A 22,756-nucleotide genomic window follows, 5' to 3' on the forward strand; every position below is an offset into this window, starting at 1 on the left:
GTGCTCCCCCACGGAGCACCCGGCCGACCGCCTCTCCCGGACGGACCACCCGGTCAGGTCGCCGTCGGCGTCCCCGGACGGCTGGAGTGGCCGCCGCCCGACAGGTCGGCCAGCGGGCCGCTGCCGAGCACCCCGCCCAGCAGGCCGGAGCCCGAACCCGAGCCGCTGGGGCTCGGCTTGGAGCCCGTGCCCGAACCGGCCGGGGCCGGCGTGGAGCGCTGGGCGGGCGTCCCGCCGGCCGGCTGCGCGGCGGCCGTGGGGGCCGACGCCGGGGCCGAACTCTGGCCGCCCTCGGCCTTGGTGGAGTGCTTGGCGCTCGGCGTCGGGGTGGCCGGGTGCGAGGCCGCGGGCGAGGACGCCGCGGCGGTCGGGCTGGCCGCCGGGGTGGCCGGGCGGGAGCCGGCCGGTGCGGGCTGCGTGGACGTGCCCTGGCCGCCCGCGGCGCCGGACGGGGAGCCGCTCGGCCAGACCGGCGTGCCGTAGTCGCCGGTCGGGCGGCCCGGGGCCTGGTGCGGCCGGGCGCTGGTGCGCACCGCCGCGCCGAGCATCGAGCCGAGCAGCAGGGTCAGGCCGACGACGAGCGTGGTGACCACGGTGCCCCGCCGCAGCACCCGGCGGCGCAGCGCCCCGGGCGCGCCCGAGCCGTACCGCCGCCAGGCCTCCAGGTTGAGCCGTCCGTCCAGCGAGGCGAACGGCGCCCCGGCGATCAGCAGCGGGCTCCACGCGGCCAGGAAGATCAGGTCAGGGGTGTCGTACACCGGGACGGCCCGCCAGCTGACCGTGAACAGCAGCGCCGCGGAGAGCAGCATCGCCGCGCCGGCCGCGAGCCGCTGCCACAGGCCGAGGATGGTCAGCACGCCGACCACGATCTCGGTGAACGACACCACCAGGCCGGAGCCGACAGGGTGCGCCATGGCGAAGGCGAGCAGCGGCTCGGCGACCTTCCACGGGTGCAGCGAGGCCAGCCAGCGCATCATCGAGCCGCGTTCGCCGCCGTCGAAATACACCGGGTCGCAGAGCTTGCTGAACCCGGCGTAGACCGACAGCGAGCCGAGGACCGCGCGCAGCGGCAGGAGCACCAGGCCGAGGTCGACCCGCCGGCCGGGGTACCAGGGCTGCTTGCCCTCGGCGTCGGCGGCGGAGACCTCGGGCAGCTCGCCGCTCGGGGTCCAGCCCTGCGGCGCGCCGATCGGGCCGACGCCCGCGTCGGTCGCGGTGCCGGCGCCCTCGCGCGGCTGGCGCGGGACGGTCCGGGCGCCCGCGAGGCCCGGGATCACCTGGGTGTCGTCCTCGGCCAGGCCGACGCCGCCCGGGGAGCCGCTGAGCCGCACGGCTTCCAGGAGCTGGGTGGCCGCGAGGTCACCGGGGGGCGCCTGGCCGGTCCACGTGACGGCGGTGACCCGCCCCTTGCGGCGCGGCGCCCCGCCCCCGGCGGCCCCCGCCATCGCCGGAACGGCGGAGGCGGGCACGACCACCTGCGGGGTGACCAGCGGACGACGGATCAGGCCCTGGCTCGCGTAGGGGTCCCCGAACGCGGCGCCGGTGGAGAGCGCTCCGGCGGGGGCGTCGATCAGTGGCTCCACGGGGGCGCCGAGCCGGAGCCGGAAGCTGGCCTGGGTGCTGCTGAGGCGGGCCGGGTCCGACTCCACCTTGACGGTGTTGAGGCCCGGGTCCGCGTCTATCCCGGTACTGCCGCCGCCGAACAGGGGCCGCCGTTGTGTTCTGGTGTCCACGCCCGTCTAACCGGGTGACGGCCGCTTAGGACACTCTCCCGGGTGGATATCCGGCGTCCACTTGAAGTGATCATGAGAAAAGCGATCGGACCCGGTCGGGCCCGATCGCTTCTCACCCGGTTCACGGAGAATTCGGAAGATCTCCTGCGCGCCGGTCACGTCCTGTGCTCTGCGCAACCGGCGGCCGGCGGCTCAGCGCTTGGCGCCTCAGTGCCTCAGCGCCTCAGCGCCTCAGCCCTCAACCCTCAGCCCTCAACCCTCAACCCTCAGCGCTTGGCGCGCAGCCGCGCGGCCTCGTACAGCACGATGCCCGCCGCGACGCCGGCGTTCAGCGACTCCGTCAGGCCCGACATCGGGATCCGCACCCGGATGTCGCAGGTCTCCGAGACCAGCCGGGACAGGCCCTTGCCCTCGCTGCCCGCGACGACCACGACCGGGCCGGTCAGCACGTCCAGGTCGCCCAGCTCGGCCTCGCCGTCGGCGGCCAGGCCGACGACCATCAGGCCGGCCTTCTGGTAGGCCTCCAGGGTGCGGGTCAGGTTGGTGGCGCGGGCGACGGGCAGCCGGGCCGCGGCGCCGGAGGAGGTCTTCCAGGCACCGGCGGTCATGCCGGCCGCGCGGCGCTCGGGGATGACCACGCCGTGGGCGCCGAAGGCGGCGGCGGAGCGGACGACGGCGCCGAGGTTGCGCGAGTCGGTGACGCCGTCCAGCGCGATGATCAGCGCGTCCTGGCCGGCGTCGGAGGCGTCGACCAGGAGGTCGTCGGGGTGCGCGTACTCGTACGGCGGCACCTGGAGCACCAGGCCCTGGTGGTTCATCCCGCCGGTCATCTGGTCCAGCTGCGGGCGCGGGGCCTCCATCAGCGGGATGCCGCGGTCGTTGGCGGCCTGGAAGGCGTCGCGGACGCGGTCGTCGGTGTCGATGAACTGCTGGACGTACAGCGCGTTGGCCGGCACGTCGCCCTGCAGGGCCTCGACCACCGAGTTGCGGCCGAAGACCAGCTCGGCGCTGCCCGCGCCGCCGCGACCGCCGCGTCCGGCACCGCCGGCCCGGCGCATGCCGGCGCGGGCCTTGGCGTCGCGCTCGCGCTTGACCGCGGCGTTGGCCGCGCGCTGCTTGGGGTGGCCCTTGCGCTCCTCGCCGGGCGGGGTCGGGCCCTTGCCCTGGAGCGCCTTCCGGCTGTGCCCGCCGGTCCCGACAGACGCGCCCTTCTTCGATCCGGGGTTGCGGCGGTTCCTGCGCTGGCTGTTGCCGGCCATGGCTGTACTTCCTGTCTGTCCGGCATGCCCGGCCGCCCCGCTCTGTCCGGCGGCGGCTGACGGCATGCGCTACGTCATGCGGGAGGGCCGCACCGGTCCGGCACGGCCCACCCTCACCCCGATCGTCAGATGGGGTTACTGGTTGTTGATCGTCCAGCGCGGGCCGGACGGGGTGTCCTCGATCGCCAGCCCGGCCAGGCCGAGCTGGTCGCGGATGGCATCCGCGGTGGCGTAGTCCTTGCGCTCGCGCGCGGCCTGCCGCTGGTCCAGGACCAGGCGGACCAGCGAGTCCACCACGCCGTGGAGGTCCTCGCCGCGCTCCGTCCCGGCCCACTGCGGGTCGAGCGGGTCGAGGCCCAGCACTCCGAGCATCGCACGGACCTCGGCCAGACGCGCCACCGCGTTCTCCTTGTCGTCCGCGTTCAGGGCGCTGTTGCCCTGGCGGACGGCGGTGTGCACGACGGCGAGGGCCTGCGGCACGCCCAGGTCGTCGTCCATCGCCTCGGCGAAGGCCGGCGGCACCTCGGGCGCCGCGTCGACCTTCCCGAAGCGCTCGACGGTGCGCTGGACGAAGCCCTCGATCCGGGCGAACCCGGCCTCGGCCTCGCGCAGCGACTCCTCGCTGTACTCGATCATCGAGCGGTAGTGCGGCGCGCCCAGGTAGTAGCGCAGCACGATCGGCCGCCAGCGCTGGACCATCTCGGAGACCAGCACCGAGTTGCCGAGCGACTTGCTCATCTTCTCGCCCGCCATGGTGACCCAGGCGTTGTGGACCCAGAAGTTGGCGAAGTCGTCGCCGTAGGCCTTGGACTGGGCGATCTCGTTCTCGTGGTGCGGGAAGATCAGGTCCAGCCCGCCGCCGTGGACGTCGAAGGCGGGGCCCAGGTACTTGTGGGCCATCGCCGAGCACTCCAGGTGCCAGCCCGGGCGGCCGCGGCCCCACGGGGTGTCCCAGCTCGGCTCGCCCGGCTTGGCGGACTTCCACATCGCGAAGTCGCGCGGGTCCCGCTTGCCGGTCTCGCCGTCGCCCTCGGGCTGGCGCAGGTCGGCCAGCTTCTGGTTGGACAGGGCGAGGTAGTCCGGGTACGAGCGCACGTCGAAGTAGACGTTGCCGTCGGCCGCGTAGGCGTGGCCCCTCGCGATCAGGCCCTGCATCATCTCGATCATCTCGGGGATGTGCCCGGTGGCCCGCGGCTCGACGGTCGGCGGCAGGCAGCCGAGGGCCGCGTAGCCGTCGTTGAAGGCGCGCTCGTTCTCGTAGGCGATCTGCCACCACGGGGTGCCGAGCTGGCGCTCCTTGGCGATCACCTTGTCGTCGATGTCGGTGACGTTCCGGGCGAACGTCACCTGGTAGCCGCGGTAGGCGAACCACCGCTGCATGATGTCGAAGTTGAGCCCGGACCGGATGTGCCCGATGTGTGGCGCCGACTGGACGGTAGCGCCGCACAGGTAGATCGAGACACAGCCCGGTACAAGCGGGACGAAGTCGCGTACCTGGCGGGTGCTGGTGTCGTACAGGCGAATGCTCACAGCGTCAAGCGTAGTGGGCACGAGGGGGTGCCCCGCCACATTCCCGGTCACATTCCCGGTGAACGGCGGGCCGGCGGACCCGGAGGAGGGTCAGATGTTGCCGACCACCTTGCGCGGGCTGAGCCGCACGACCACCCGGACGTCGTCCGGCCCGTCGAACTTGTAGACCTCCTCGCCGCGGTACTTGCCGGCGAGCTCGTCGATCAGCTCGCGGCCGCCCTCGGTGGTCATCGTGACCGAACCGCGCACCTCGAAGTACTCGTACGGGCTCTCCGGCGGGTTGACCACGAGCGTGATGCGCGGGTCCTTGACGAGGTTGAGGTGCTTGCGGCGGCCCTCGACGGTGGAGAACAGGACGTCCTCGCCGTCGCGCTTGACCCAGACCACGGAGGACTGCGGGCTGCCGTCCGGCTGGATCGTCGAGACCACGGCGAAGCTCTTGGCGTCGATCAGGGCCTTGGCACGGTCGGAGAGTTGCGAAGCCACGGGGGAACCTCTTCTCGTCGGCGGCTGGTACGGGCCCGGCACGCGGCACTGCGCGGCCTGCGCGGGCCCGCATCGCACACTATCGACTCGGGCCCCCGCACGGCCTGTTGAACACTCGTCAGTCCCGGGTTATTCCCGGCCCGCCGGACCCGCCGCGCTCAACCCCGCTCGTACACCAGGGCGGTGGCGATCGCGGCCAGGCCCTCGGCCCGGCCGGTGAGGCCGAGACCGTCGGTGGTGGTACCGGAGACGGACACCGGCGCGCCGGCCGCCTCCGACAGCGCGGCCTGCGCCTCGGCCCGGCGCTTGCCGATCTTCGGCCGGACACCGATCACCTGGACCGAGACGTTGCCGATCTCGAAACCGGCCTCGCGCACCAGCCGGGCGGCCTCGCCGAGCAGCTTCACCCCGGACGCGCCGGCCCACTCGGGGCGGTCGGTGCCGAAGTGGGCGCCCAGGTCGCCGATCCCGGCGGCCGAGAACAGCGCGTCGCACGCGGCGTGCGCGGCCACGTCGGCGTCCGAGTGCCCGGAGAGCCCGAACTCGGCGTCCGGCCACTCCAGTCCGGCCACCCACAGCGGGCGGCCGGCCTCGAAGGCGTGCACGTCGGTGCCGACGCCCACGCGGGGAACGACGGGAGCGGTCCGGTCGGCAGGCACCGGCCCAGCGGACACGGGCCCAGCGGACACCGGCTCTGCGGACAGCGGCTCAGTAGGCATCGGCGGCCCTCCTGCGGGCGAGTACGGCCTCGGCGAGCACGAGGTCCAGCGGACGGGTGACCTTGAACGCCTCCTCGTGACCGGGCACCACGACGACCCGGCCGCCGAAGCGCTCCACCAGGCCCGCGTCGTCGGTCACCGGCGGCACGCCGGTGCCGCCCGCGGCCTCCTCGGCCAGCGCCTTGGCGTGCACCTCGGCCAGAGTGGCCCGGTCGAAGCCCTGCGGGGTCTGCACGGCACGCAGGGTGGCGCGGTCGGGCGTGTCGAGCACGGGCTCGGGCCCGCCCGGGTTCGGCTCGACCCGCTTCACGGTGTCGGCCAGCGGCACCGCGGGCACCACCGCCACGGCCCCGGCGCGGACGGCGGCCGCGACCGCGTCCACCACCTCGACCGGGACGAGCGGGCGGGCCGCGTCGTGCACGAGGACGATCTCGACGTCCTCCGGGATCGCGGCCAGGCCGAGCCGGACGGACTCCTGGCGGGTCGCGCCGCCGGCCACCACGCGGATGTCCTTGCCGTCCAGCCCGTGGCTGTCCAGCAGGGCGACGACCTCCGCCACCCCGTCGGCCGGTGCGGCGACCACGACCAGGCCGACCGCCCGGCTGCGGGCCAGGGCCCGGACGGCGTGCACCAGGAGCGGAACACCGCCCAGTTCCCGCAGGGCCTTGGGGGCGCCGGGCCCGAGCCGCTCACCGCGTCCGGCGGCGGGCACCACTGCTGCTGCGACTGCTGCTGACGCGTTCAGGTTTCACTCCTTCGGCGAAGTGGGTATGGCCATGGCGTGCACGACGGGCGCACGGACCCCTTCCGAAGAACCACCCGGTCCGCGGCCCACACGATCCGCAGAAACGGTCTTGCAGGCCTGGACCGGCTCGGGCGGGAGGCGTCGTCCGGACACGCCTCAGCGCCCGAAGTACCAAAGCACCGCTTCCCGGATACCTCCGGGAGCGGCGCGCCGGCACCGGGCGCTGTGAGCGTTGGGCGGCAGCCCGACCGCACTACGAGGCGAGGACCTCGTCGAGCAGCGTCTCCGCCTTGTCCTCGTTGGTGTTCTCGGCCAGCGCGAGCTCGCTGACGAGGATCTGGCGCGCCTTGGCGAGCATGCGCTTCTCGCCGGCCGACAGGCCGCGCTCGCGCTCGCGGCGCCACAGGTCGCGCACGACCTCGGCGACCTTGATGACATCGCCCGAGGCGAGCTTCTCCAGGTTCGCCTTGTAGCGACGGGACCAGTTGGTCGGCTCTTCGGTGTACGGTGCGCGCAGCACCTCGAAGACCCGGTCCAGACCTTCCTGGCCGACCACATCGCGCACGCCGACGAACTCCGCGTTCTCGGCGGGCACGCGGAGCGTCAGGTCTCCCTGCTGCACCTTGAGCACCAGGTAGGTCTTGTCCACACCTTTGATCTGGCGAATTTCGATGGCCTCGATCAGCGCGGCCCCGTGATGGGGGTAGACCACCGTGTCGCCAACCTTGAACGTCATGTGACAGGACCCCTTCCGTGGCTTTCCAGAATAACACGCTTTTCGGCGCACCCGAAGGGCGTTTTCGCAGGTCAGGGCGGGTCTCGGGGCTTGACAAGCACCCCCATGACGTGCTGCGACCGGTGTTCGACAGCGGCTTCCCGCAGGTCGGAGGCGGTTCCGGCGCCCGGCGAAACGTGTCGCAACACTCCCGAAACCGTGATTGGATCTTGAGTTTTCGCCGTTTATCGGGCCGTTTCCGGATCGTTATTCGATCTTGGTCGAAGCTTGTCCGCGCGTCGCCGCCCGAAAACGGCCCCCGGGGGCACCGCCCGAACGGCGCGATCACGTGGCGCGGGCACGTCACATTGCGGCCGGACGGACCCGCATACCGCCCCGGGAGTGCGACACGGGGACCACCCCGTGAGGACCGCATAAGTGAGGTCGATAATCTGAGACCTGACCTACCGACACGTGACCTAGGGAGAAGCCGCCGCCGTGAGCCGCAGCCTTCGACGCGGCAGCATCGCCGCCCTCGCCGCCTTCGCCATCGCTTCGCTGTCCTCCTGCGCGGCCGGCAACCAGCCGGACACCCTGCAGATCAAGCCGGACAGCGCCGCGGCGACGCTCGGCACGAACGTCCGGTTGAACAACATCGTCGTCGTCACCGCGGCCAACACCTCGGGCGACTCGACCGGGCCCGCCAACGTGACGGTGAACATCAGCAACACCGGGGCCGACCCGGTCGAGCTGCAGTCCATCACCGTCGGCAGCGGTGCCGCCGCCACCTTCGCCGATGCCGCGGGCGCCCCGCTGAGCAGCATCGTCGTCCCGGCCGGCGGCGCCGTGCTGCTGGGCGGCGGCGGCAACCCGTCCGCCAGGCTCGCTTCCGTGGGCGTCAAGGTCGGCGGCATGGTGCCGACGACCTTCGCGTTCAAGGACGGCCAGAAGGTCGACGTCCAGGCCGGCGTGAGCCCGGCCAACGACAAGGGCCTCTACGACGGCTTCGGCCCGACCGCCTCGCCGGTCGCCGTCCCGGGCAAGGGTGCCACCCCGGGCGTCACCCCGTCCGCCCCGGCCACCGGTGCCACCGGTGCCGCCACCCCGTCGGCGGGCACCACCCCGACCGCCCCGGTCGCCCCGGTCGCCGGCACCCCCACCGCCGGTGCCACGCCGTCCGGTGCGGCCACGCCGTCCGCCGGCACCCACTGACGCTCCACACGCTCCACACCGCCCCCGGCGGGCCCGCACGGGCCTGCCGGGGGGCGACGCGAAGGCCCCCTCCGGCGAGTGCCGGCGGGGGCCTTCCGCGTGTCCGTGCCGGTTTACGGCTCGAACTTGTAGCCCAGGCCGCGGACCGTGACCAGGTAGCGCGGCGCGCCCGGGTCCGGCTCGATCTTGGCGCGCAGGCGCTTCACGTGGACGTCGAGGGTCTTGGTGTCGCCGACGTAGTCCGCGCCCCACACCCGGTCGATCAGCTGCATGCGGGTGAGCACCCGGCCCGCGTTGCGCAGCAGCATCTCCAGCAGGTCGAACTCCTTCAGCGGCAGGTCGACCTTGGCGCCGTCCACCGTCACCACGTGCCGGTCGACGTCCATCCGGACCGGACCGGCCTCCAGGGCGCCCGGGCCGCCGCCGTTGTCGCCCGCGCCGCCGTCCTCGCCGCGGCGGCGCAGCACCGCGCGGATGCGGGCGACCAGCTCACGGGTGGAGTAGGGCTTGGTGACGTAGTCGTCCGCACCTATTTCCAGACCGACGACCTTGTCGATCTCGCTGTCCTTGGCGGTCACCATGATCACCGGGACGTTGGAGCGCACGCGGAGCTGGCGGCAGACCTCGGTGCCCGGCAGGCCCGGCAGCATCAGGTCGAGCAGGACGAGGTCGGCGCCGTTGCGTTCGAACTGCTCCAGCGCGTCGGGGCCGGTGGCGGCGACGGCCACCTCGAAGCCCTCCTTGCGGAGCATGTACGAGAGGGCGTCGCTGAACGACTCCTCGTCCTCGACCACCAGTACTCGGGTCACGATCGGGCCTCCGGGGCAAGCTGGGTTGTCTTTGACAGGGGTTCTTCCCGCTCCCCGGCGGGGAGCGAACGGCCCGGGCGGGCCGTGGTGGCCGCGCGGTCCGGAGTGAGGGTTCGGGGTGCCGCGGCGGGCTCGGCGCGGGCGCCGGGGTCACCGCCCACGGCGGGTTCGTCGTCGCCGGCGTGGCCGGCTGCGGCGTCGGTGTCTTCGGGGTCTTCGGTGTCTTCGGTGTCTTCGGGGTCGTCGAAGCCTTCGAGGTCGTCGAGGTCGTCGGCGTCCTCGACCACCCGGGCGGTCTCCAGGTCCTCGGCGGTGGGCGCCTGGCCGGCGGGCAGGCGGATGGTGAAGGTCGAGCCCTGGCCCTCGACGCTCCACACGGAGACGGTACCGCCGTGCGAGGCCGCGACGTGCTTGACGATCGACAGGCCCAGGCCGGTTCCGCCGGTGGCCCGGGAGCGGGCCGGGTCGACGCGGTAGAAGCGTTCGAAGACCCGCTCGCGGTCCTTCTCGGAGATGCCGATGCCCTGGTCGGTGACCGAGATCTCGATCAGCTCGCCGTCCGCCTCGCCGAGCGCCGCGGCGCTGGAGATCCGGCGGGTGGCGATGGCCACCCGGGTGCGGGGCGGGCTGTAGTTGACCGCGTTCTCGACCAGGTTGCCGAGCGCGGCGGCGAGCTGGCCGCGGTTGCCGTGCAGGTAGAGGCCCGCGATGCCGCCGGCGGCGATCAGGATCTGCTTGGCGGCGGCCTGCTGGCGGCAGCGGTCGATCGCCTCGGCGATCAGCTCGTCCACCGCGACCGGCTCCGGGTCGACCATCAGCCGGTCGTCCTGGACCCGGGACAGGTCGATGATCTCCTGGACCAGGCTGGCCAGCCGGGTGGCCTCGATCTGCATGCGGCCGGCGAAGCGCTGGACGGCCTCCGGGTCGTCGGCCGCGTCCGCGACCGCCTCGGAGAGCAGGGACAGGGCGCCGACCGGGGTCTTGAGCTCGTGGCTGACGTTGGCCACGAAGTCCCGGCGGACGGCCTCCACCCGGCGGCGGTCGGTCTGGTCCTCGACCAGGACCAGCACCAGCCGGGAGCCCAGCGGGGCGACCCGGACCGAGACCGCGAGCGGCTCGGCGGCGCGGGCCGCACCGGGGCGCGGCACCTCCAGTTCGACCTGGCGGATCTCGCCGTCCCGGCGGGTGGCGCGGGCGAGGGAGAGCATCGGGTCGACGGCGACGGCACCGCCGCGCACCAGGCCCATCGCGTACGCCGCCGAGCTGGCCTTGACCACCTCGTCGGCCTCGCCGAGCACGATCGCGCAGGAGCGCAGCACCGACAGCACGGTGTCCACGCCCGGCGGGAGCGGGGGCTCCTGGGCGGCGGCACCCAGAACCTGGTGCCGGCCGTAGTTCCTGCCACTGGTGCCGCTGTACTTCCCCTTGGCCTGCTCGCGCTCGCTCCAACGGAAGGCGATCGAGGCCGTGAGGCCGACGCCGAGCCCGGCTATGGCGCAGGCAGCGGCGGCGGCCACGTTCACGTCCATGTGGCCAGCGTAAGCGTACGTACTCGGCGTTCCCCAAGGGTCGGATCAAGGCATCGACCTGCTGTTGCCGAGAATTCACCTCCACGTAGCTGCCGATTCACCGCACCGGCCGGACGTGGTCGCCCAAACGGCACAGAGTTGGCCGTGCAGCCCGTGTGGGAGTGGGTGGCGTGCCGAACCGGGGGCGCCGCCCCGAGGGTGCGCGTACCATTCGCGCACCAGCAGCGGTCGCCCGGACGCCGGCTCGACGGTCGTACGGGATGACCGGTCGGCACCGCCACCGACACAGCTACTGAGGAGAGAGCATGCGCGACGCGTACCACGAGGAACTCGATGCGATCGGCGACAGCCTGGTCGAGATGGCCCGGCTGGTCGGCTCCGCCCTGGGCCGGGCGACCACCGCACTCCTCGACGCGGACCTCGCACTGGCGGAGAGCGTGATCGCGGCCGACGAGAAGGTCAACGAGCTCCACCACGACCTGGAGAACCGCGCGATCGACCTGCTCGCCCGGCAGCAGCCGGTCGCGACCGACCTGCGCATCGTGGTCACCTCGCTGCGGATGAGCTCGGACCTGGAGCGCTGCGGCGACCTCGCCCGGCACGTCGCCAAGGTCGCGCGGATGCGCTACCCCGACTCGGCGGTGCCCGGCGACCTGCAGTCCACCGTCCTGGAGATGGGCCAGCTCGCCCAGCGCCTGGTGGCCAAGGCCGGCCTGGTGATCGCCACCAAGGACGTCGACAAGGCCCTGGAGATGGAGCAGGACGACGACGCCATCGACACGCTGCACCGCGAGCTCCTGTCCCACCTGATCGACGACCGCTGGGCCCACGGCATCGAGACCGCCGTCGACATCACCCTGGTCGGCCGCTACTACGAGCGCTTCGCGGACCACGCCGTGTCCGTCGCCAAGCGCGTCGTGTACCTGGTGACGGGCGAGCACGTGGCGGACTTCGTCGCGTCCTCGGAGGCCTCGGCCGCGGAGTGAGCCGCGTTCGGGAGCGGTCGGGCTCACCCCGTGGGGTGACTAAACCTCGGGCGAGGGTGGTGCGGGCGCACGGACTCCCGGGCGGCCCACCACTGCGCGCCCGTTGACGCTCCCTCCGAACGGCGGCTTCACTCGAAGCCGTAGGCACCGGAAGTGTGCCCGTCACAAGGAGGGTTCAGCACGATGAAGGCCAACCCGACCCGACCGGCGCCGGCACACGACACCGTCGAACCGATCCCCGCGAAGCTGCTGCCCGTCCTCGCGGCCGGCTGCGGCTGCGGCCCCGGGTGCGGCTGCGGCTGCCAGTCCGGCGCGCCCTGCCAGTGCGGCGGCGCGTCCGGCGGCTGCTGCGGCGGCCACTGAGGAGGCACCGGGGCGCCCGGCCGCTCATGCGAGGCGGCCGGGCGCTTTCGGCCGTCCGGATCCGGTGCGGCGCCGACCGGTGTGGTGCGGACCGGTGCGGTGCCGACCGGTGCAGTGCCGACCGGCGTCGCGCCGACCGTCAGAACTGGACGTCGGTGCAGGAGTAGAAGGCGTTGCCGGTGTCGGCGATGTCCCAGACCGCGACGACCACCTGGTGGCCGGTCCGGTCACCGGGCAGGGTCGCGGTGTGGCTGACGCTCTGCGGCACCTGGGAGCCGTCGTAGGGGACGGTGAGGAACGGCGTCGGGTCCAGGTCGGCGCGGGTGACCGGCCGGCTCGGGTCGTACCCCTGCCTGGTCAGGTAGTACTCGAAGCCCGAGGTCGCGTGCCGGGCGGTGAAGCTCCAGGTGAAGGTGAGGCTCTGCCCCGCCGTCACCTGCGTGGTCGGCCAGGCACCGCCGTGCGGGTCGTCCAGTTCGGCGAAGCGCCCGTTGCCGCCGGCGCAGATGGTGCCGTCGGCCGGCCCGTCGGACGGGAAGCCCTTCGGCCCCTCGACGCTCTGCGGCTCCCACTGGATCTCGCCGCAGTCCCACGGGACCCCGCCCGCGCCGCAGAGCGCGGCCCTGCTCGGGGGCGTGGAGATGTAGCCGTGCGACTGCGCCGGCAGCGCGAAGGTGAGCGGGATTGCCAGGGCGGCGACGGCCGCCCCGACGAGATGACGTTTGCGCATGGTGCTCCTCCGTGGGGGTGGATGGAGAGTGCGCCGAGCGCAGGCGCGCGCGTGGGGGTGCGCGGCCGGACGGGCAATCCTTGGCATGCCTGCGCCAGCCCGATGCCCACACGGTAGGAGCGCCCGCCCGCGCCCGTCAATGGTCTGAACCACTTTCGGTCGGCCCACCGGTTCCCGTGAACTCCCTTGCACGGCACGATGGTTGAACGGCGCGCGAACAGCGAACGGCCCCGCCCCCGGCGAACCGGGAGACGGGGCCGCATCGGCAAGGGGGTTACTTCTTGCCCTGGTTCTTGACCGCCTCGATGGCGGCCGCGGCGGCCTCCGGGTCGAGGTAGCGGCCGCCCGGGTTCAGGGGCTTGAAGTCGGCGTCGAGCTCGTAGACGAGCGGGATGCCGGTCGGGATGTTCAGGCCGGCGATGGCGTCGTCGGAGATGCCGTCGAGGTGCTTGACCAGCGCGCGCAGGCTGTTGCCGTGGGCGGTGACCAGGACGGTCTTGCCGGCGGCGAGGTCCGGGACGATCGCGTCGTACCAGTACGGGAGCATCCGGTCGACGACGTCCTTGAGGCACTCGGTGCGCGGGCGCAGCTCGCTCGGGATATCGGCGTAGCGGGCGTCGCCGGCCTGCGAGTACTCGTCGTCGTCGGACAGGACCGGCGGCGGGGTGTCGTACGAGCGGCGCCAGAGCTGGAACTGCTCCTCGCCGAACTCCGCCAGGGTCTGGGCCTTGTCCTTGCCCTGGAGCGCGCCGTAGTGGCGCTCGTTCAGGCGCCAGCTGCGGCTGACCGGGATCCAGTGGCGGTCGGCCTTGTCCAGGGCGATCTGCGAGGTGCGGATCGCGCGGCGCAGCAGCGAGGTGTGCAGCACGTCGGGCAGCAGACCCTCGGCGGCCAGGAGCTCGCCGCCGCGGGCGGCCTCCTTCTCGCCCTTCTCGTTGAGGTCGACGTCGACCCAACCGGTGAACAGGTTCTTCTGGTTCCACTGGCTCTCGCCGTGGCGGAGCAGGATGAGTCGGTACGTCGTGTCAGCCATGGCGCCCAGCTTAGTGGAGCTCCGAAAACCCCTGGCCGGGACCTTTGCCCATGAGTAATGTGTGCCTCGCGCTTCTGACACTTACACCTTTCGGCTGAGCGGACCTGCCCGTGCCGCTCGCCGGACGCCTGCCTCCGGGAGTCCCCACATGCCCGTCGCACCGCCCGTCCCTGCCCGGATCCGGAGAGTCGTCCGGGAGACGACGGGCGGACTGCCACGCCAGTTCTGGTGGCTCTGGACCTCGACGCTGATCAACAAGCTCGGCGCCTTCGTGGTCACCTTCCTCGCCCTCTACCTGACCACCGAGCGGGGCTACTCGGACTCCTACGCGGGTCTGGTGGCCTCGCTGTTCGGCCTCGGCTCGGCGATCGCCGCGATCGGCGCGGGCGTGCTGACCGACCGGATCGGCCGTCGGCCGACGCTGGTCGCCGCGCAGCTCGGCACGGCGCTGTTCACGGCCGTGCTCGGCTTCGCGGACGGGCCGGTGGCGATCGCGGTGGTGGCGTTCCTGGTGGGGCTGTGCAACAACGCCACCAGGCCCGCCACCTCGGCGATCATCGCCGACCTCGTCCCGGCCGAGGACCGGGTCCGGGCCTACTCGCTGAACTTCTGGGCGATCAACATCGGCTTCGGCCTCTCCGCCGCCGCGGCCGGCCTGATCGCCACCCACGGCTACCTCACGCTGTTCCTGCTGGACGCGTTCAGCACGCTGGTCTGCGCCGTGGTGATCTTCGTCCGCATCCCGGAGACGAAGCCGGAGATGACGGCCGCCGAGGCGAAGGAACCGGTGGTCGGGCTCGGCACGGTGTTCCGGGACGGCCGCTTCATGTCGGCCGTCGGGCTGACTCTCGTGCTCGCGCTGATCTTCCAGCAGGGCAGCACCACCCTGGCCGTCGACATGGGCCACGCGGGCATCACGTCCACCCAGTACGGGCTGGTCATCGGCCTCAACGGGCTGCTGATCGTGGTCCTGCAGATCCCGCTCACCCGGTGGATGGAGGGCCGCTCGCGGACCCGCCTGCTCATCGCCAGCTGCCTGCTCACCGGCTGGGGCTTCGGCCTCGTGGCCCTGGCCGGGTCATCCGCCTGGGTCTTCGCGGGTTCCGTCGCGGTCTGGACGATCGGCGAGATCCTCAACGCGCCGACGATGATGAGCCTCGTCTCCGAGCTCGCGCCGACCCACGCGCGCGGCCGCTACCAGGGCGTCTACTCGCTCTCCTGGGCGCTCGCGTCGTTCCTCGGCCCGGGGGCCGGCGGCGTGCTGCTGGACCGGGCCGGACCGGCGGTGCTGTGGGGGGTGTGCGCGGTCCTCGGCAGCGCCGCGGCGCTCGGGTACGTGGTGCTGGGGCGCCGGACGGGCGGCACGGCGGGCCGGGCGCCCCGGGCGGAGAACGTCACGGAGGTCCCGGCCGCCGCGCCCGCCGAGGCCACCGGGGCGGCCGGAGGCGCCGGAGTCGTAGGGGCGGCGGCCGAGGCCGCGAAGGCTCCCGCGGGCGCCTGAGGCCCGCCGCGGAGGCCGGGTCAGTCGGCCTTCCGGGCGGCCAGGTGGGCGAAGGCGGCCAGGTTGCGGGTGGACTCCCCGCGCTTGGTCCGCCACTCCCACTCCCGCCGGATCGCCGAGGCGAAGCCCAGCTCCAGCAGGGTGTTGAACGGCTCGTCGGCATTCTCCAGCACCGTCCCGAGCAGCCGGTCGACGGTGTCCGGGGTGAGCGACTCCAGCGGGAGGCGGCCCGCCAGGTAGACGTCGCCGAGCGCGTCCATCGCGTAGGCGACGCCGTAGAGGCGGGTGTTGCGCTCCAGCAGCCAGCGGTAGACGGCCTCGTGGTTCTCGTCCGGGCGGCGGATCACGAAGGCGTTGACCGACAGCGTGTGGTCGCCGACCCGCAGGGCGCAGGTGGTGTTCAGCTTGCGGGTGCCCGGGAGGGTCGCCACCAGCGTGTACGGGTCGGCGGCGGCCGGCTCCCAGGCCACGCCGGCCTCGTCCAGGGCGGTGCGCAGGAGGGTCAGGGCCTCGTCCTTGGTGCGGGTTGCCATGGGGGTGACGTTACTCGGCGGTACGGGCGGTGCGCAGCAGGCGGTGCCCAGCGGTCGGTGCGCAGCAGGTGGCGTGCAGCAGGCGGGGGTCCTGCCGTGCCGGGGCCTCGCCCCTGGCGGGGGCGGGCCGTGTCAGGCCAGTCGGCGGCGGGCCGTGGTGAGGCGGCCGGCCGGGCGGGCCAGCGTGCCGGCGTACACCTCGGCGGTGGTCGACGCGGCCGTGTCCCAGCCGAAGCCGGACGCGTGCCGGGCCGCCGCCGCGCCCCGCCGCTCGACCAGGCCGGCGTCCGTGACGTACGGCTCCAGCGCGCGCGACCAGTCCCGCGGGTCGTGGCCGTGGACCAGCGTGCCCGTCTCTCCGTCGCGCACCGCGACCGGCAGGCCGCCGACCGCGGCGGCCACCACCGGCGTGCCGCAGGCCTGGGCCTCCAGCGCGACCAGCCCGAAGGACTCGCTGTAGGACGGCATCACGAGGGCCGTCGCCGCCCGGTACCAGTCCGCGAGCTGCGCCTGGCCGACCGGCGGGTGGAACCGGACCACGTCGCAGATGCCCAGCTGCGCGGCGAGCTTGTGCAGGCTCTCCGGCCGGGCGAGCCCACTGCCGGACGGTCCGCCGACCACCGGGACGACCAACCGCTCGCGCAGGGCCGGGAGGCGTTCGACCAGCTCGGCGACGGCGCGCAGCAGCACGTCCGGCGCCTTCAGCGGCTGGATCCGGCCGGCGAAGAGCAGCACGGCGGCGTCCTGCGGCAGGCCCAGCCGGGCCCGCGCGGCCGCCCGCGCCCGCGGCCCGTCGGGCCGGAAGACGTCGAGGTTGACGCCGGGGTGGACGACGGCGAGCTGGTCCGGGCGAGCCGCGTAGTGCCGGGCCAGCTCGGCGGCCTCCTCGGTGGTGTTCGCGATCAGCCGGTCGGCGGCCTCGACCACCTGGGTCTCGCCGATCACCCGGGCCGCGGGTTCGGGAGTGTCGCCCTCGGCCAGGGCGGCGTTCTTCACCTTCGCCATGGTGTGCATGGTGTGCACCAGCGGCACGCCCCAGCGCTGGGCGGCCAGCCAGCCGACCTGCCCGGAGAGCCAGTAGTGCGAGTGCACGAGGTCGTAGTGGCCGGGGCGGTGGCCCGCCTCCGTCCGCAGCACGCCGTGGGTGAAGGCGCACAGCTGGGCCGGCAGGTCCTCCTTGATCAGGCCCTCGTACGGCCCGGCGGTGACGTGCCGCACCAGGACGCCGGGGGCCAGCTCGACGGTGGGGGCGTCGTCCGAGCAGGTCGCCCGGGTGAACACCTCGACCTCGACGTCGAGCGCGGCGAGGCGCTTGGCCAGCTCGACGATGTAGACGTTCATCCCGCCCGCGTCGCCGGTGCCGGGCTGGTGCAGCGGCGAGGTGTGCACGCTGAGCATGGCTATCCGGCGGGGGCGGCGGCGGCCCGTGACCAACGACTGGAGACGACCGCGCGCGGGCGCGGCCGGCTGGGCACGGCGTACCGAACGGACGGGGTGCTGGATCACCTGGCTGAAGCCTCCTCTGTGCGGCCCGTCTCCGGCGGCCCGCATCCGGCCCGCCTGCTGTCCGGTGTGCGCTGCCCCGTCCGGGCCCACACATCACCACCAGTGTGCCAACCACTCGGATGATGCCCGGCATTCCCGGATCGCCGACCTGATCACCGACCGGTCCCTGGATTGGCCGCCGACCGGTCCCTGGATTGGCCGCCAGCCGGTCCCCGGACGGACCGCCGGCCGGGTCCATGGACGGACAACGGTGCAGGTGGCAGGGGTCGGGCCGGGCCCCTCGGTACCCTTCTGGACATGGCCGCCTCCTTCGACCCCTCGCCCCCGTCCGCCCGCGGACGCAGCGGGCGGCCGGTCGGGACGGTCACCCGGGGCACCACCAACACCAACCGGCTCCGACGGATGGACCGCTGGATCGCCCACGCCCTCGGCCGCGCGCTGCGCTCCGCCGACCGGCCGCCGGTCGCCGTCGACCTCGGCTACGGCGCCGCCCCCTGGACCGCCGTCGAACTGGCCGGACGGCTGCGCGCGGTGCGGCCGGACGTCCGGGTGGTCGGGATCGAGATCGAGCCGGAGCGGGTCGCCGCGGCCCTGCCGTACGCCGCCCCGCCGCTGCTCACCTTCCGGCGCGGCGGCTTCGAGGTGCCGCTCGACGGCGGCGCGCCGGCCCAGCTGATCCGGGCCGCCAACGTCCTGCGGCAGTACGACGAGTCGGCGGTGGGCGCGGTGTGGGAGCGGCTCTGCGCGCGGCTGGCGCCGGACGGGCTGCTCGTCGAGGGCACCTGCGACGAGATCGGGCGGCGGCACGTCTGGGTCGCGCTCGGCCCGGAGGGCCCGCGGACGGTGACCTTCGCGGCCCGGCTGGGCGGCCTGGAACGGCCTTCCGACCTGGCCGAGCGGCTGCCGAAGGCGCTCATCCACCACAACGTGCCGGGCCGGCCGGTGCACCGGTTCCTCGCCGACTTCGACCGGGCCTGGGCGGCCGCGGCGCCGTACGGGGCGTTCGGGGCGCGCCAGCGCTGGGTGGCCGCGTGCACGGCCCTGGCGGGCGACTGGCCGCTGGTGGACGCGCGCGGGCGGTGGCGGCAGGGCGAGGTCACGGTGCCCTGGACGGCGCTCGCGCCGTAGCGGGGCGTCGCGGCGGGGACGTCGCGGCGGTGCGGCGGGGAGGTCGGGGCGGTGCGGCGGGGTGCGGCGTCCGGACACCGGCGGCAACACCCGCGTTTCACTCGAACGAGTTATCGAATTCCTCTGGCGCGTTGACGCCCCGTCACGCCACGATGGAGGTCACCGGGCGGCGCCCACACCGCCGCCCGCCCGCAGCACGTCCGCCGCACGTCCCGCTCAGCCGTCCGACCGCAGCTCCGCCCACGCCCGTTCGAACACGCCGTACATCTCCGCCCCGAACAGCACGAACCGCACCTCGTCCAGCCCCGCCCCGGCCCGCTCGTCGCCGCCGCCCACCGCCTCGGCGACGGTGGAGAGCGCGATCCGGGCCGCGTCGGCCGGCGGCCACCCGTAGATCCCGGCCGACACCGCCGGGAAGGCCACCGTGCGCGCGCCCAGCTCCGCCGCCGTCCGCAGCGACTCGCGATAGCAGGAGGCCAGCAGCCCCGCCCGCTCCTCGTAATCCTCCGCCCGGTACACCGGCCCGACGGTGTGCACCACCCACCGCGCCGGCAGCCGGCCGGCCGTCGTCGCCACCGCCCGCCCGGTGGGCAGCCCCTTGCCCCAGTGCGAGGCCCGCAGCCGCCGGCACTCCTCCAGGACCTGCGGCCCGCCCTTGCGGTGGATCGCGCCGTCCACCCCGCCGCCGCCCAGCAGAGAGGAGTTCGCGGCGTTCACCACCGCGTCCACCTGCTGCTCCGTGATGTCACCCTCGACCAGGGTGATCCGCGTCACCATGATGTTGCCCCCTTCTCCGCCCGCCCCGGCACCCGCCGGGGCCGGGCCCGAGTCGCCGTCCGAGTCCGATCACCACACCGCCACCGGCGTGGCAATAGCCACAACGGCCCCGGCGGGCCAGAGAAATCCCCGGAGATCACGTTATGGTCGCGAGAAGTTCCCCGACGCAGGGTGCCACGCGGGCACTGCGGACGGACGCCGGCCGTTACGCACTCGGGGAAAGGGAGGAATCACCGATGCCCGCAACGGGAGACGGGCGGGCACGAGGTGCCGCGGACCTGTCGGACGCCCTCGACGGCGCCCTCCCCCGCCGTGCCCGCATCCACCCCGTCCCGGTCGGCCCGCTCACGGACGCTCCCCCGATACCTCACCCCCGATCGCGGGCCGCAAACCCGTCGGCGGCCGGCGAAGGTGACGCCGCGGCCGGCGGCGCCCCGCTCAAGCTGCTGGTCATCGAGGACGATGCCTCCGACGCCCAGCTGATCAAGGCCGCGGTCGCCGACAGCGGCACCGCCATCGAGGTGCACTGGGCCCGCGGCCTGGAGCAGGCCACCGGCCTGCTCGCCCCGCCGCCCACCGGCGCCCGGCGCGGCCGCCCGCGCGGCACCGAGTTCAGCTGCGTCCTGCTCGACCTCGCCGCGCCCTCCGACCTGCCCCACCCCTCCGACTCCTCCGACGGGCTGGAAGGCCTCCACGAACTCCTCCGCCGGGCCCCGCACACCGCCGTCGTCGTGCTCACCGACGCGGCCGGCGCCGAACTGGGCGCCGCCGCGGTCGCCGCCGGCGCCCAGGACTTCCTGATCAAGCACGAGACGGACGGCCCGCTGCTCGCCCGCGCCCTGCGCTACGCCGTCGAACGCAAGCGCGCCGACGAGTCCCAGCGCCGCCTGGTCGAGGCCGAACTGCGCGGCCAGGAGAACGCCCGCCTCCAGCGCCACCTCCTGCCCACCCCGCTGCTCGACGGCGCCGGCCTCTCCTTCACCCGCCGCTACCGCCCCGGCCGCCGCCGCGCCCTGCTCGGCGGCGACTTCTACGACGCCGTCCGCACCGACGACGGCACCATCCACGTCGTGATCGGCGACGTCTGCGGCCACGGCCCGGACGAAGCCGCGCTCGGCGTCGCGCTCCGCATAGCGTGGCGCACCCTCGTCTTCGCGGGCCTCACCGGCGAGGCCCTGCTCACCACCCTCCAGCACGTCCTCGAACACGAGCGGCGCAGCGACGAGATCTTCGCGACGCTCTGCATGCTCGTCATCGAACCCGGCGGCGAGTGCGGCGACCTCGACGCGCTCGGCGCCTGCGAACGGGCCCGCCTCTACCTCGCCGGGCACCCGGCGCCCCTCCTGCTCGGCGCCGACCACCAGCCGCTGACCCTGCCCTCCGACCTCGCCGGGCCGGCGCTCGGGCTGCTACCGTGCGACGACGGCGAGGCCGCCTGGCCCGCTCACGAGATCGAACTCCGGCCCGGCTGGCGGCTGTTGCTCTACACCGACGGACTCATCGAGGGCCGGGTCGGGGCCGGGTCCCGGCGCCTCGGCCAGGACGGTCTCGCCGACCTGGTCGGCGACCACCAGTCCGCCGGGCTCACCCGCGGCCGGCTGGTCGACAGCGCGATCGCCGAGGTCGAGGAGCTGAACGGTGGCGCGCTGACGGATGACGTCGCGGTGCTGCTGCTGGAGCGGAACCCGGTGCAGCTCATCCTGGGGTGAGCTCTGGGGGCACTGCTTGAGCTGGTGCACGAAAAACGGTGCTGCCCGGGGAGGCGTTTTGTGGCCTCTCCCGGGCAGCACCGCTTTCTTTCCGCTTTCTTTCTGCGCTTTGTCACCAGGGTCCGTACGGCCCCATGTTGCTCCGGCCGCCACCGCCCCGGCCGCCGCGGTTGGTCAGCTCCCGGATCGCCGGGCGCACGTCCACCATGTAGACGATCGACGCCACCAACCCGGCGAGCGTCCCGATGCCGGTGAAGAAGTTCACGCCGAACAGCAGGTCCCAGCCGAACGCGATCCCCAGGATCGCCAGCCAGAAGCCCTTGGTCTTCTTGTCCGCGGCCCGGTAGGCGTCCTCCCGGCGGGACGCGCCGTCGATCAGGGCGAACAGCTTGAAGCCCAGGATGGCGACGGACATCCACCAGATCGGGTTCAGATAGGACAGGCCCAGAACCTGGTTCACTCCGCCCATGGCGGTCTCCTCTGTCTCTCGGCTCCGGTGTGCGGGCCGCCGTCCATCCTGGCACGGCGACCGTCCGCCAAGCCGTCAACGTTCCGCGGTCGGTGGATGTGCCCCGTTCGGTGGCGCTTCACTCTCCTCGGGGAGCGTCCTTGCGGGTGCGGGGGGTCTTCTTCGGCGCGGGCTCGGCTGCGGCTGCGGCTGCGGCTGCGGCTGCGGCATCGTCCTCGATGACCTCGGCGTCGATCACCGCGGGCTCGGCCGGCTCGGTCGGCTCGGTCGGCTCGGCCTGGGAACCCGGGCGGGTGCGCTCGACCACGACCTTGCCGCGCTCCGCGAGCTCGTCGTACGTCTCCTTCGCCTTGACCGCCAGCTCGACCGCCCGGCCGACCTGCTGGATGGCGAAGTCCTGGGCCCGCTCCTGCAGCGCCTTGAAGTCCGTGGGCAGCGTGGTGACCGTCTCGGCGACCTTGGCCTGCGCCTCGGCGAGCTTCGCCTGCGCCTCCTGCAGCCGGGCACCGGCCATCTCCTGCGCGCCCTTGCGGTCCGCGGCCAGCGCCTCGACCTTGCCCGGCACCTCGCGCAGCTTCTCGTAGGCGAGGTCACCGGCGCCGGCGAGGGCGTACAGCGGGGTCGGGTCGGTGAGGGTCTTCTTGAGCTCGTCGGTGATCGGCATGACCGGTCCTCCCGGTGGGTGTCTAGGCGGCTGGGCCGTCGGTCGTCGTCTGTGCGGGTGTGGTCGGCTGTGCGGGTGTCGTCGGAGTGCCGGCCTCGGCTGCCGGGTCCCGGCGGGCGGCGTTCTCCTTCAGGAAGGCTTCGTAGACCGCCAGCAGCGCCTGCTTCTGCTGCTCGTTGATCAGCGGATCGGCGAGGATCGAGGCCCTCAGCTCCAGACCCTCGTCCCGCCGCTCCTCCAGGATCCCGGCCTGGACGTACAGCGTCTCGGCCGAGATCCGCAGCGCCTTCGCGATCTGCTGGAGGATCTCCGCGCTCGGCTTGCGCAACCCTCGCTCGATCTGGCTGAGGTACGGGTTGGACACGCCGGCGGCCTCCGCCAGCTGGCGCAGCGAGTACTGCGCGTTGCGGCGTTGCTCGCGGATGTACTCGCCGAGCGAGCCGACGTTCAGTGAGGCCATGTCCACAGGGTGCAACATGGCGCTTGCAAATGCAAGCAGGGTGCTAGCTGGAGCAAACGTGGGGGCCGCTGCGCGGGGCTTGGGGTGCGGGGTGGGCTTTCGGGGGGGTGGGGTTCGCCGGGGGTGGCTCCGGGGGTGGCCGCTCCGGGGGCTGGATGAT

At 73.6% G+C, this 22,756-nt stretch carries 23 protein-coding genes; 6 read left to right on the forward strand and 17 right to left on the reverse strand.

The features are described 5' to 3' along the window. Positions 1–53: 53 nt before the first annotated feature. The 7 genes from ACFV4F_RS37200 to ACFV4F_RS37230 all read right to left on the reverse strand — a co-directional run bounded on the left by ACFV4F_RS37200 (position 54) and on the right by ACFV4F_RS37230 (position 7,208). A complete protein-coding gene (locus tag ACFV4F_RS37200) occupies positions 54–1,733 on the reverse strand; it encodes a DoxX family membrane protein (RefSeq protein WP_380447078.1) in 1,680 nt (559 codons plus the stop codon). 266 nt (positions 1,734–1,999) lie between these two features. Beyond that, positions 2,000–2,992 carry a 23S rRNA (guanosine(2251)-2'-O)-methyltransferase RlmB gene (rlmB, locus tag ACFV4F_RS37205; protein ID WP_380447080.1) on the reverse strand — a complete coding sequence of 331 codons (993 nt, stop codon included), beginning with the start codon at positions 2,990–2,992 and terminating at the stop codon, positions 2,000–2,002. Positions 2,993–3,127: 135 nt separating this feature from the next. Further along, a complete protein-coding gene (gene cysS / locus ACFV4F_RS37210) occupies positions 3,128–4,522 on the reverse strand; it encodes a cysteine--tRNA ligase (RefSeq protein WP_380447082.1) in 1,395 nt (464 codons plus the stop codon). 90 nt (positions 4,523–4,612) lie between these two features. Further along, positions 4,613–5,008, reverse strand: a complete 396-nt coding sequence (locus ACFV4F_RS37215; protein WP_380447084.1) for a PPOX class F420-dependent oxidoreductase — start codon at positions 5,006–5,008, stop codon at positions 4,613–4,615. A 158-nt stretch (positions 5,009–5,166) separates the two neighbouring features. After that, positions 5,167–5,667 (reverse strand): 2-C-methyl-D-erythritol 2,4-cyclodiphosphate synthase, encoded by a 501-nt coding sequence (ispF, locus tag ACFV4F_RS37220; protein ID WP_380509466.1) that lies wholly within the window; start codon positions 5,665–5,667, stop codon positions 5,167–5,169. Between the two features lie 49 nt (positions 5,668–5,716). Beyond that, positions 5,717–6,472, reverse strand: a complete 756-nt coding sequence (gene ispD, locus ACFV4F_RS37225; protein WP_380447116.1) for a 2-C-methyl-D-erythritol 4-phosphate cytidylyltransferase — start codon at positions 6,470–6,472, stop codon at positions 5,717–5,719. A gap of 253 nt (positions 6,473–6,725) precedes the next feature. Beyond that, the gene (locus ACFV4F_RS37230) at positions 6,726–7,208 is read right to left on the reverse strand and encodes a CarD family transcriptional regulator (RefSeq protein WP_030244332.1); all 483 of its coding nucleotides are present in this window, start codon (positions 7,206–7,208) and stop codon (positions 6,726–6,728) included. 477 nt (positions 7,209–7,685) lie between these two features. Between ACFV4F_RS37230 and ACFV4F_RS37235 the strand changes: the two genes are divergently transcribed. After that, positions 7,686–8,399, forward strand: a complete 714-nt coding sequence (locus tag ACFV4F_RS37235; protein ID WP_380509469.1) for a DUF461 domain-containing protein — start codon at positions 7,686–7,688, stop codon at positions 8,397–8,399. Positions 8,400–8,512: 113 nt separating this feature from the next. On the opposite strand, the gene ACFV4F_RS37240 is transcribed toward ACFV4F_RS37235, so the two are convergent. Continuing rightward, complete coding sequence (locus tag ACFV4F_RS37240; protein WP_031069385.1) at positions 8,513–9,208, reverse strand: response regulator transcription factor; 696 nt, start codon at positions 9,206–9,208, stop codon at positions 8,513–8,515. After that, positions 9,205–10,737, reverse strand: coding sequence for a sensor histidine kinase (locus ACFV4F_RS37245; protein WP_380509472.1), 1,533 nt, complete (start codon positions 10,735–10,737; stop codon positions 9,205–9,207). Before ACFV4F_RS37245 ends, ACFV4F_RS37240 begins: the two co-directional genes overlap by 4 nt. 305 nt (positions 10,738–11,042) lie before the next feature. On the opposite strand from ACFV4F_RS37245, the gene phoU reads away from it, so the two are divergent. Together phoU and ACFV4F_RS37255 are read left to right on the forward strand one after the other, a co-directional pair. Then, positions 11,043–11,723 carry a phosphate signaling complex protein PhoU gene (gene phoU, locus ACFV4F_RS37250; RefSeq protein ID WP_380447092.1) on the forward strand — a complete coding sequence of 227 codons (681 nt, stop codon included), beginning with the start codon at positions 11,043–11,045 and terminating at the stop codon, positions 11,721–11,723. 183 nt (positions 11,724–11,906) lie between these two features. Then, on the forward strand, positions 11,907–12,086 hold the full coding sequence (locus ACFV4F_RS37255) for a hypothetical protein (RefSeq protein WP_380447094.1): 180 nt from the start codon (positions 11,907–11,909) through the stop codon (positions 12,084–12,086). A gap of 139 nt (positions 12,087–12,225) precedes the next feature. Here the strand turns inward: ACFV4F_RS37255 and ACFV4F_RS37260 are convergent, their stop codons facing one another. Together ACFV4F_RS37260 and ACFV4F_RS37265 are read right to left on the reverse strand one after the other, a co-directional pair. Continuing rightward, complete coding sequence (locus ACFV4F_RS37260; protein WP_380509475.1) at positions 12,226–12,816, reverse strand: lytic polysaccharide monooxygenase; 591 nt, start codon at positions 12,814–12,816, stop codon at positions 12,226–12,228. A gap of 274 nt (positions 12,817–13,090) precedes the next feature. Then, positions 13,091–13,849 (reverse strand): phosphoglyceromutase, encoded by a 759-nt coding sequence (locus ACFV4F_RS37265; protein ID WP_380447098.1) that lies wholly within the window; start codon positions 13,847–13,849, stop codon positions 13,091–13,093. A gap of 148 nt (positions 13,850–13,997) precedes the next feature. Here ACFV4F_RS37265 and ACFV4F_RS37270 point away from each other — a divergent pair, with 148 nt between their 5' ends. Beyond that, positions 13,998–15,350 carry an MDR family MFS transporter gene (locus ACFV4F_RS37270; RefSeq protein WP_380509478.1) on the forward strand — a complete coding sequence of 451 codons (1,353 nt, stop codon included), beginning with the start codon at positions 13,998–14,000 and terminating at the stop codon, positions 15,348–15,350. 20 nt (positions 15,351–15,370) lie between these two features. On the opposite strand, the gene ACFV4F_RS37275 is transcribed toward ACFV4F_RS37270, so the two are convergent. After that, the gene (locus ACFV4F_RS37275) at positions 15,371–15,883 is read right to left on the reverse strand and encodes a YbjN domain-containing protein (RefSeq protein ID WP_380509481.1); all 513 of its coding nucleotides are present in this window, start codon (positions 15,881–15,883) and stop codon (positions 15,371–15,373) included. Positions 15,884–16,015: 132 nt separating this feature from the next. Next, the gene (mshA, locus tag ACFV4F_RS37280) at positions 16,016–17,389 is read right to left on the reverse strand and encodes a D-inositol-3-phosphate glycosyltransferase (protein WP_380509483.1); all 1,374 of its coding nucleotides are present in this window, start codon (positions 17,387–17,389) and stop codon (positions 16,016–16,018) included. Positions 17,390–17,686: 297 nt separating this feature from the next. Here mshA and ACFV4F_RS37285 point away from each other — a divergent pair, with 297 nt between their 5' ends. Then, a complete protein-coding gene (locus ACFV4F_RS37285; protein ID WP_380447106.1) occupies positions 17,687–18,517 on the forward strand; it encodes a class I SAM-dependent methyltransferase in 831 nt (276 codons plus the stop codon). A 216-nt stretch (positions 18,518–18,733) separates the two neighbouring features. Here ACFV4F_RS37285 and ACFV4F_RS37290 read toward each other — a convergent pair whose 3' ends face one another. Continuing rightward, positions 18,734–19,291 (reverse strand): O-acetyl-ADP-ribose deacetylase, encoded by a 558-nt coding sequence (locus ACFV4F_RS37290; protein WP_380447118.1) that lies wholly within the window; start codon positions 19,289–19,291, stop codon positions 18,734–18,736. Positions 19,292–19,530: 239 nt separating this feature from the next. Here ACFV4F_RS37290 and ACFV4F_RS37295 point away from each other — a divergent pair, with 239 nt between their 5' ends. Then, complete coding sequence (locus ACFV4F_RS37295) at positions 19,531–21,003, forward strand: PP2C family protein-serine/threonine phosphatase (RefSeq protein ID WP_380447108.1); 1,473 nt, start codon at positions 19,531–19,533, stop codon at positions 21,001–21,003. A gap of 112 nt (positions 21,004–21,115) precedes the next feature. On the opposite strand, the gene ACFV4F_RS37300 is transcribed toward ACFV4F_RS37295, so the two are convergent. The 3 genes from ACFV4F_RS37300 to ACFV4F_RS37310 all read right to left on the reverse strand — a co-directional run bounded on the left by ACFV4F_RS37300 (position 21,116) and on the right by ACFV4F_RS37310 (position 22,596). Then, complete coding sequence (locus ACFV4F_RS37300; RefSeq protein ID WP_380447110.1) at positions 21,116–21,472, reverse strand: DUF2516 family protein; 357 nt, start codon at positions 21,470–21,472, stop codon at positions 21,116–21,118. Positions 21,473–21,590: 118 nt separating this feature from the next. Continuing rightward, complete coding sequence (locus tag ACFV4F_RS37305) at positions 21,591–22,136, reverse strand: hypothetical protein (RefSeq protein WP_380509485.1); 546 nt, start codon at positions 22,134–22,136, stop codon at positions 21,591–21,593. Between the two features lie 22 nt (positions 22,137–22,158). After that, positions 22,159–22,596 (reverse strand): helix-turn-helix domain-containing protein, encoded by a 438-nt coding sequence (locus ACFV4F_RS37310; RefSeq protein WP_380509488.1) that lies wholly within the window; start codon positions 22,594–22,596, stop codon positions 22,159–22,161. Positions 22,597–22,756: the final 160 nt, after the last annotated feature.

Source organism: Kitasatospora sp. NPDC059722 (assembly GCF_042733235.1).
Lineage (GTDB): Bacteria > Actinomycetota > Actinomycetes > Streptomycetales > Streptomycetaceae > Kitasatospora.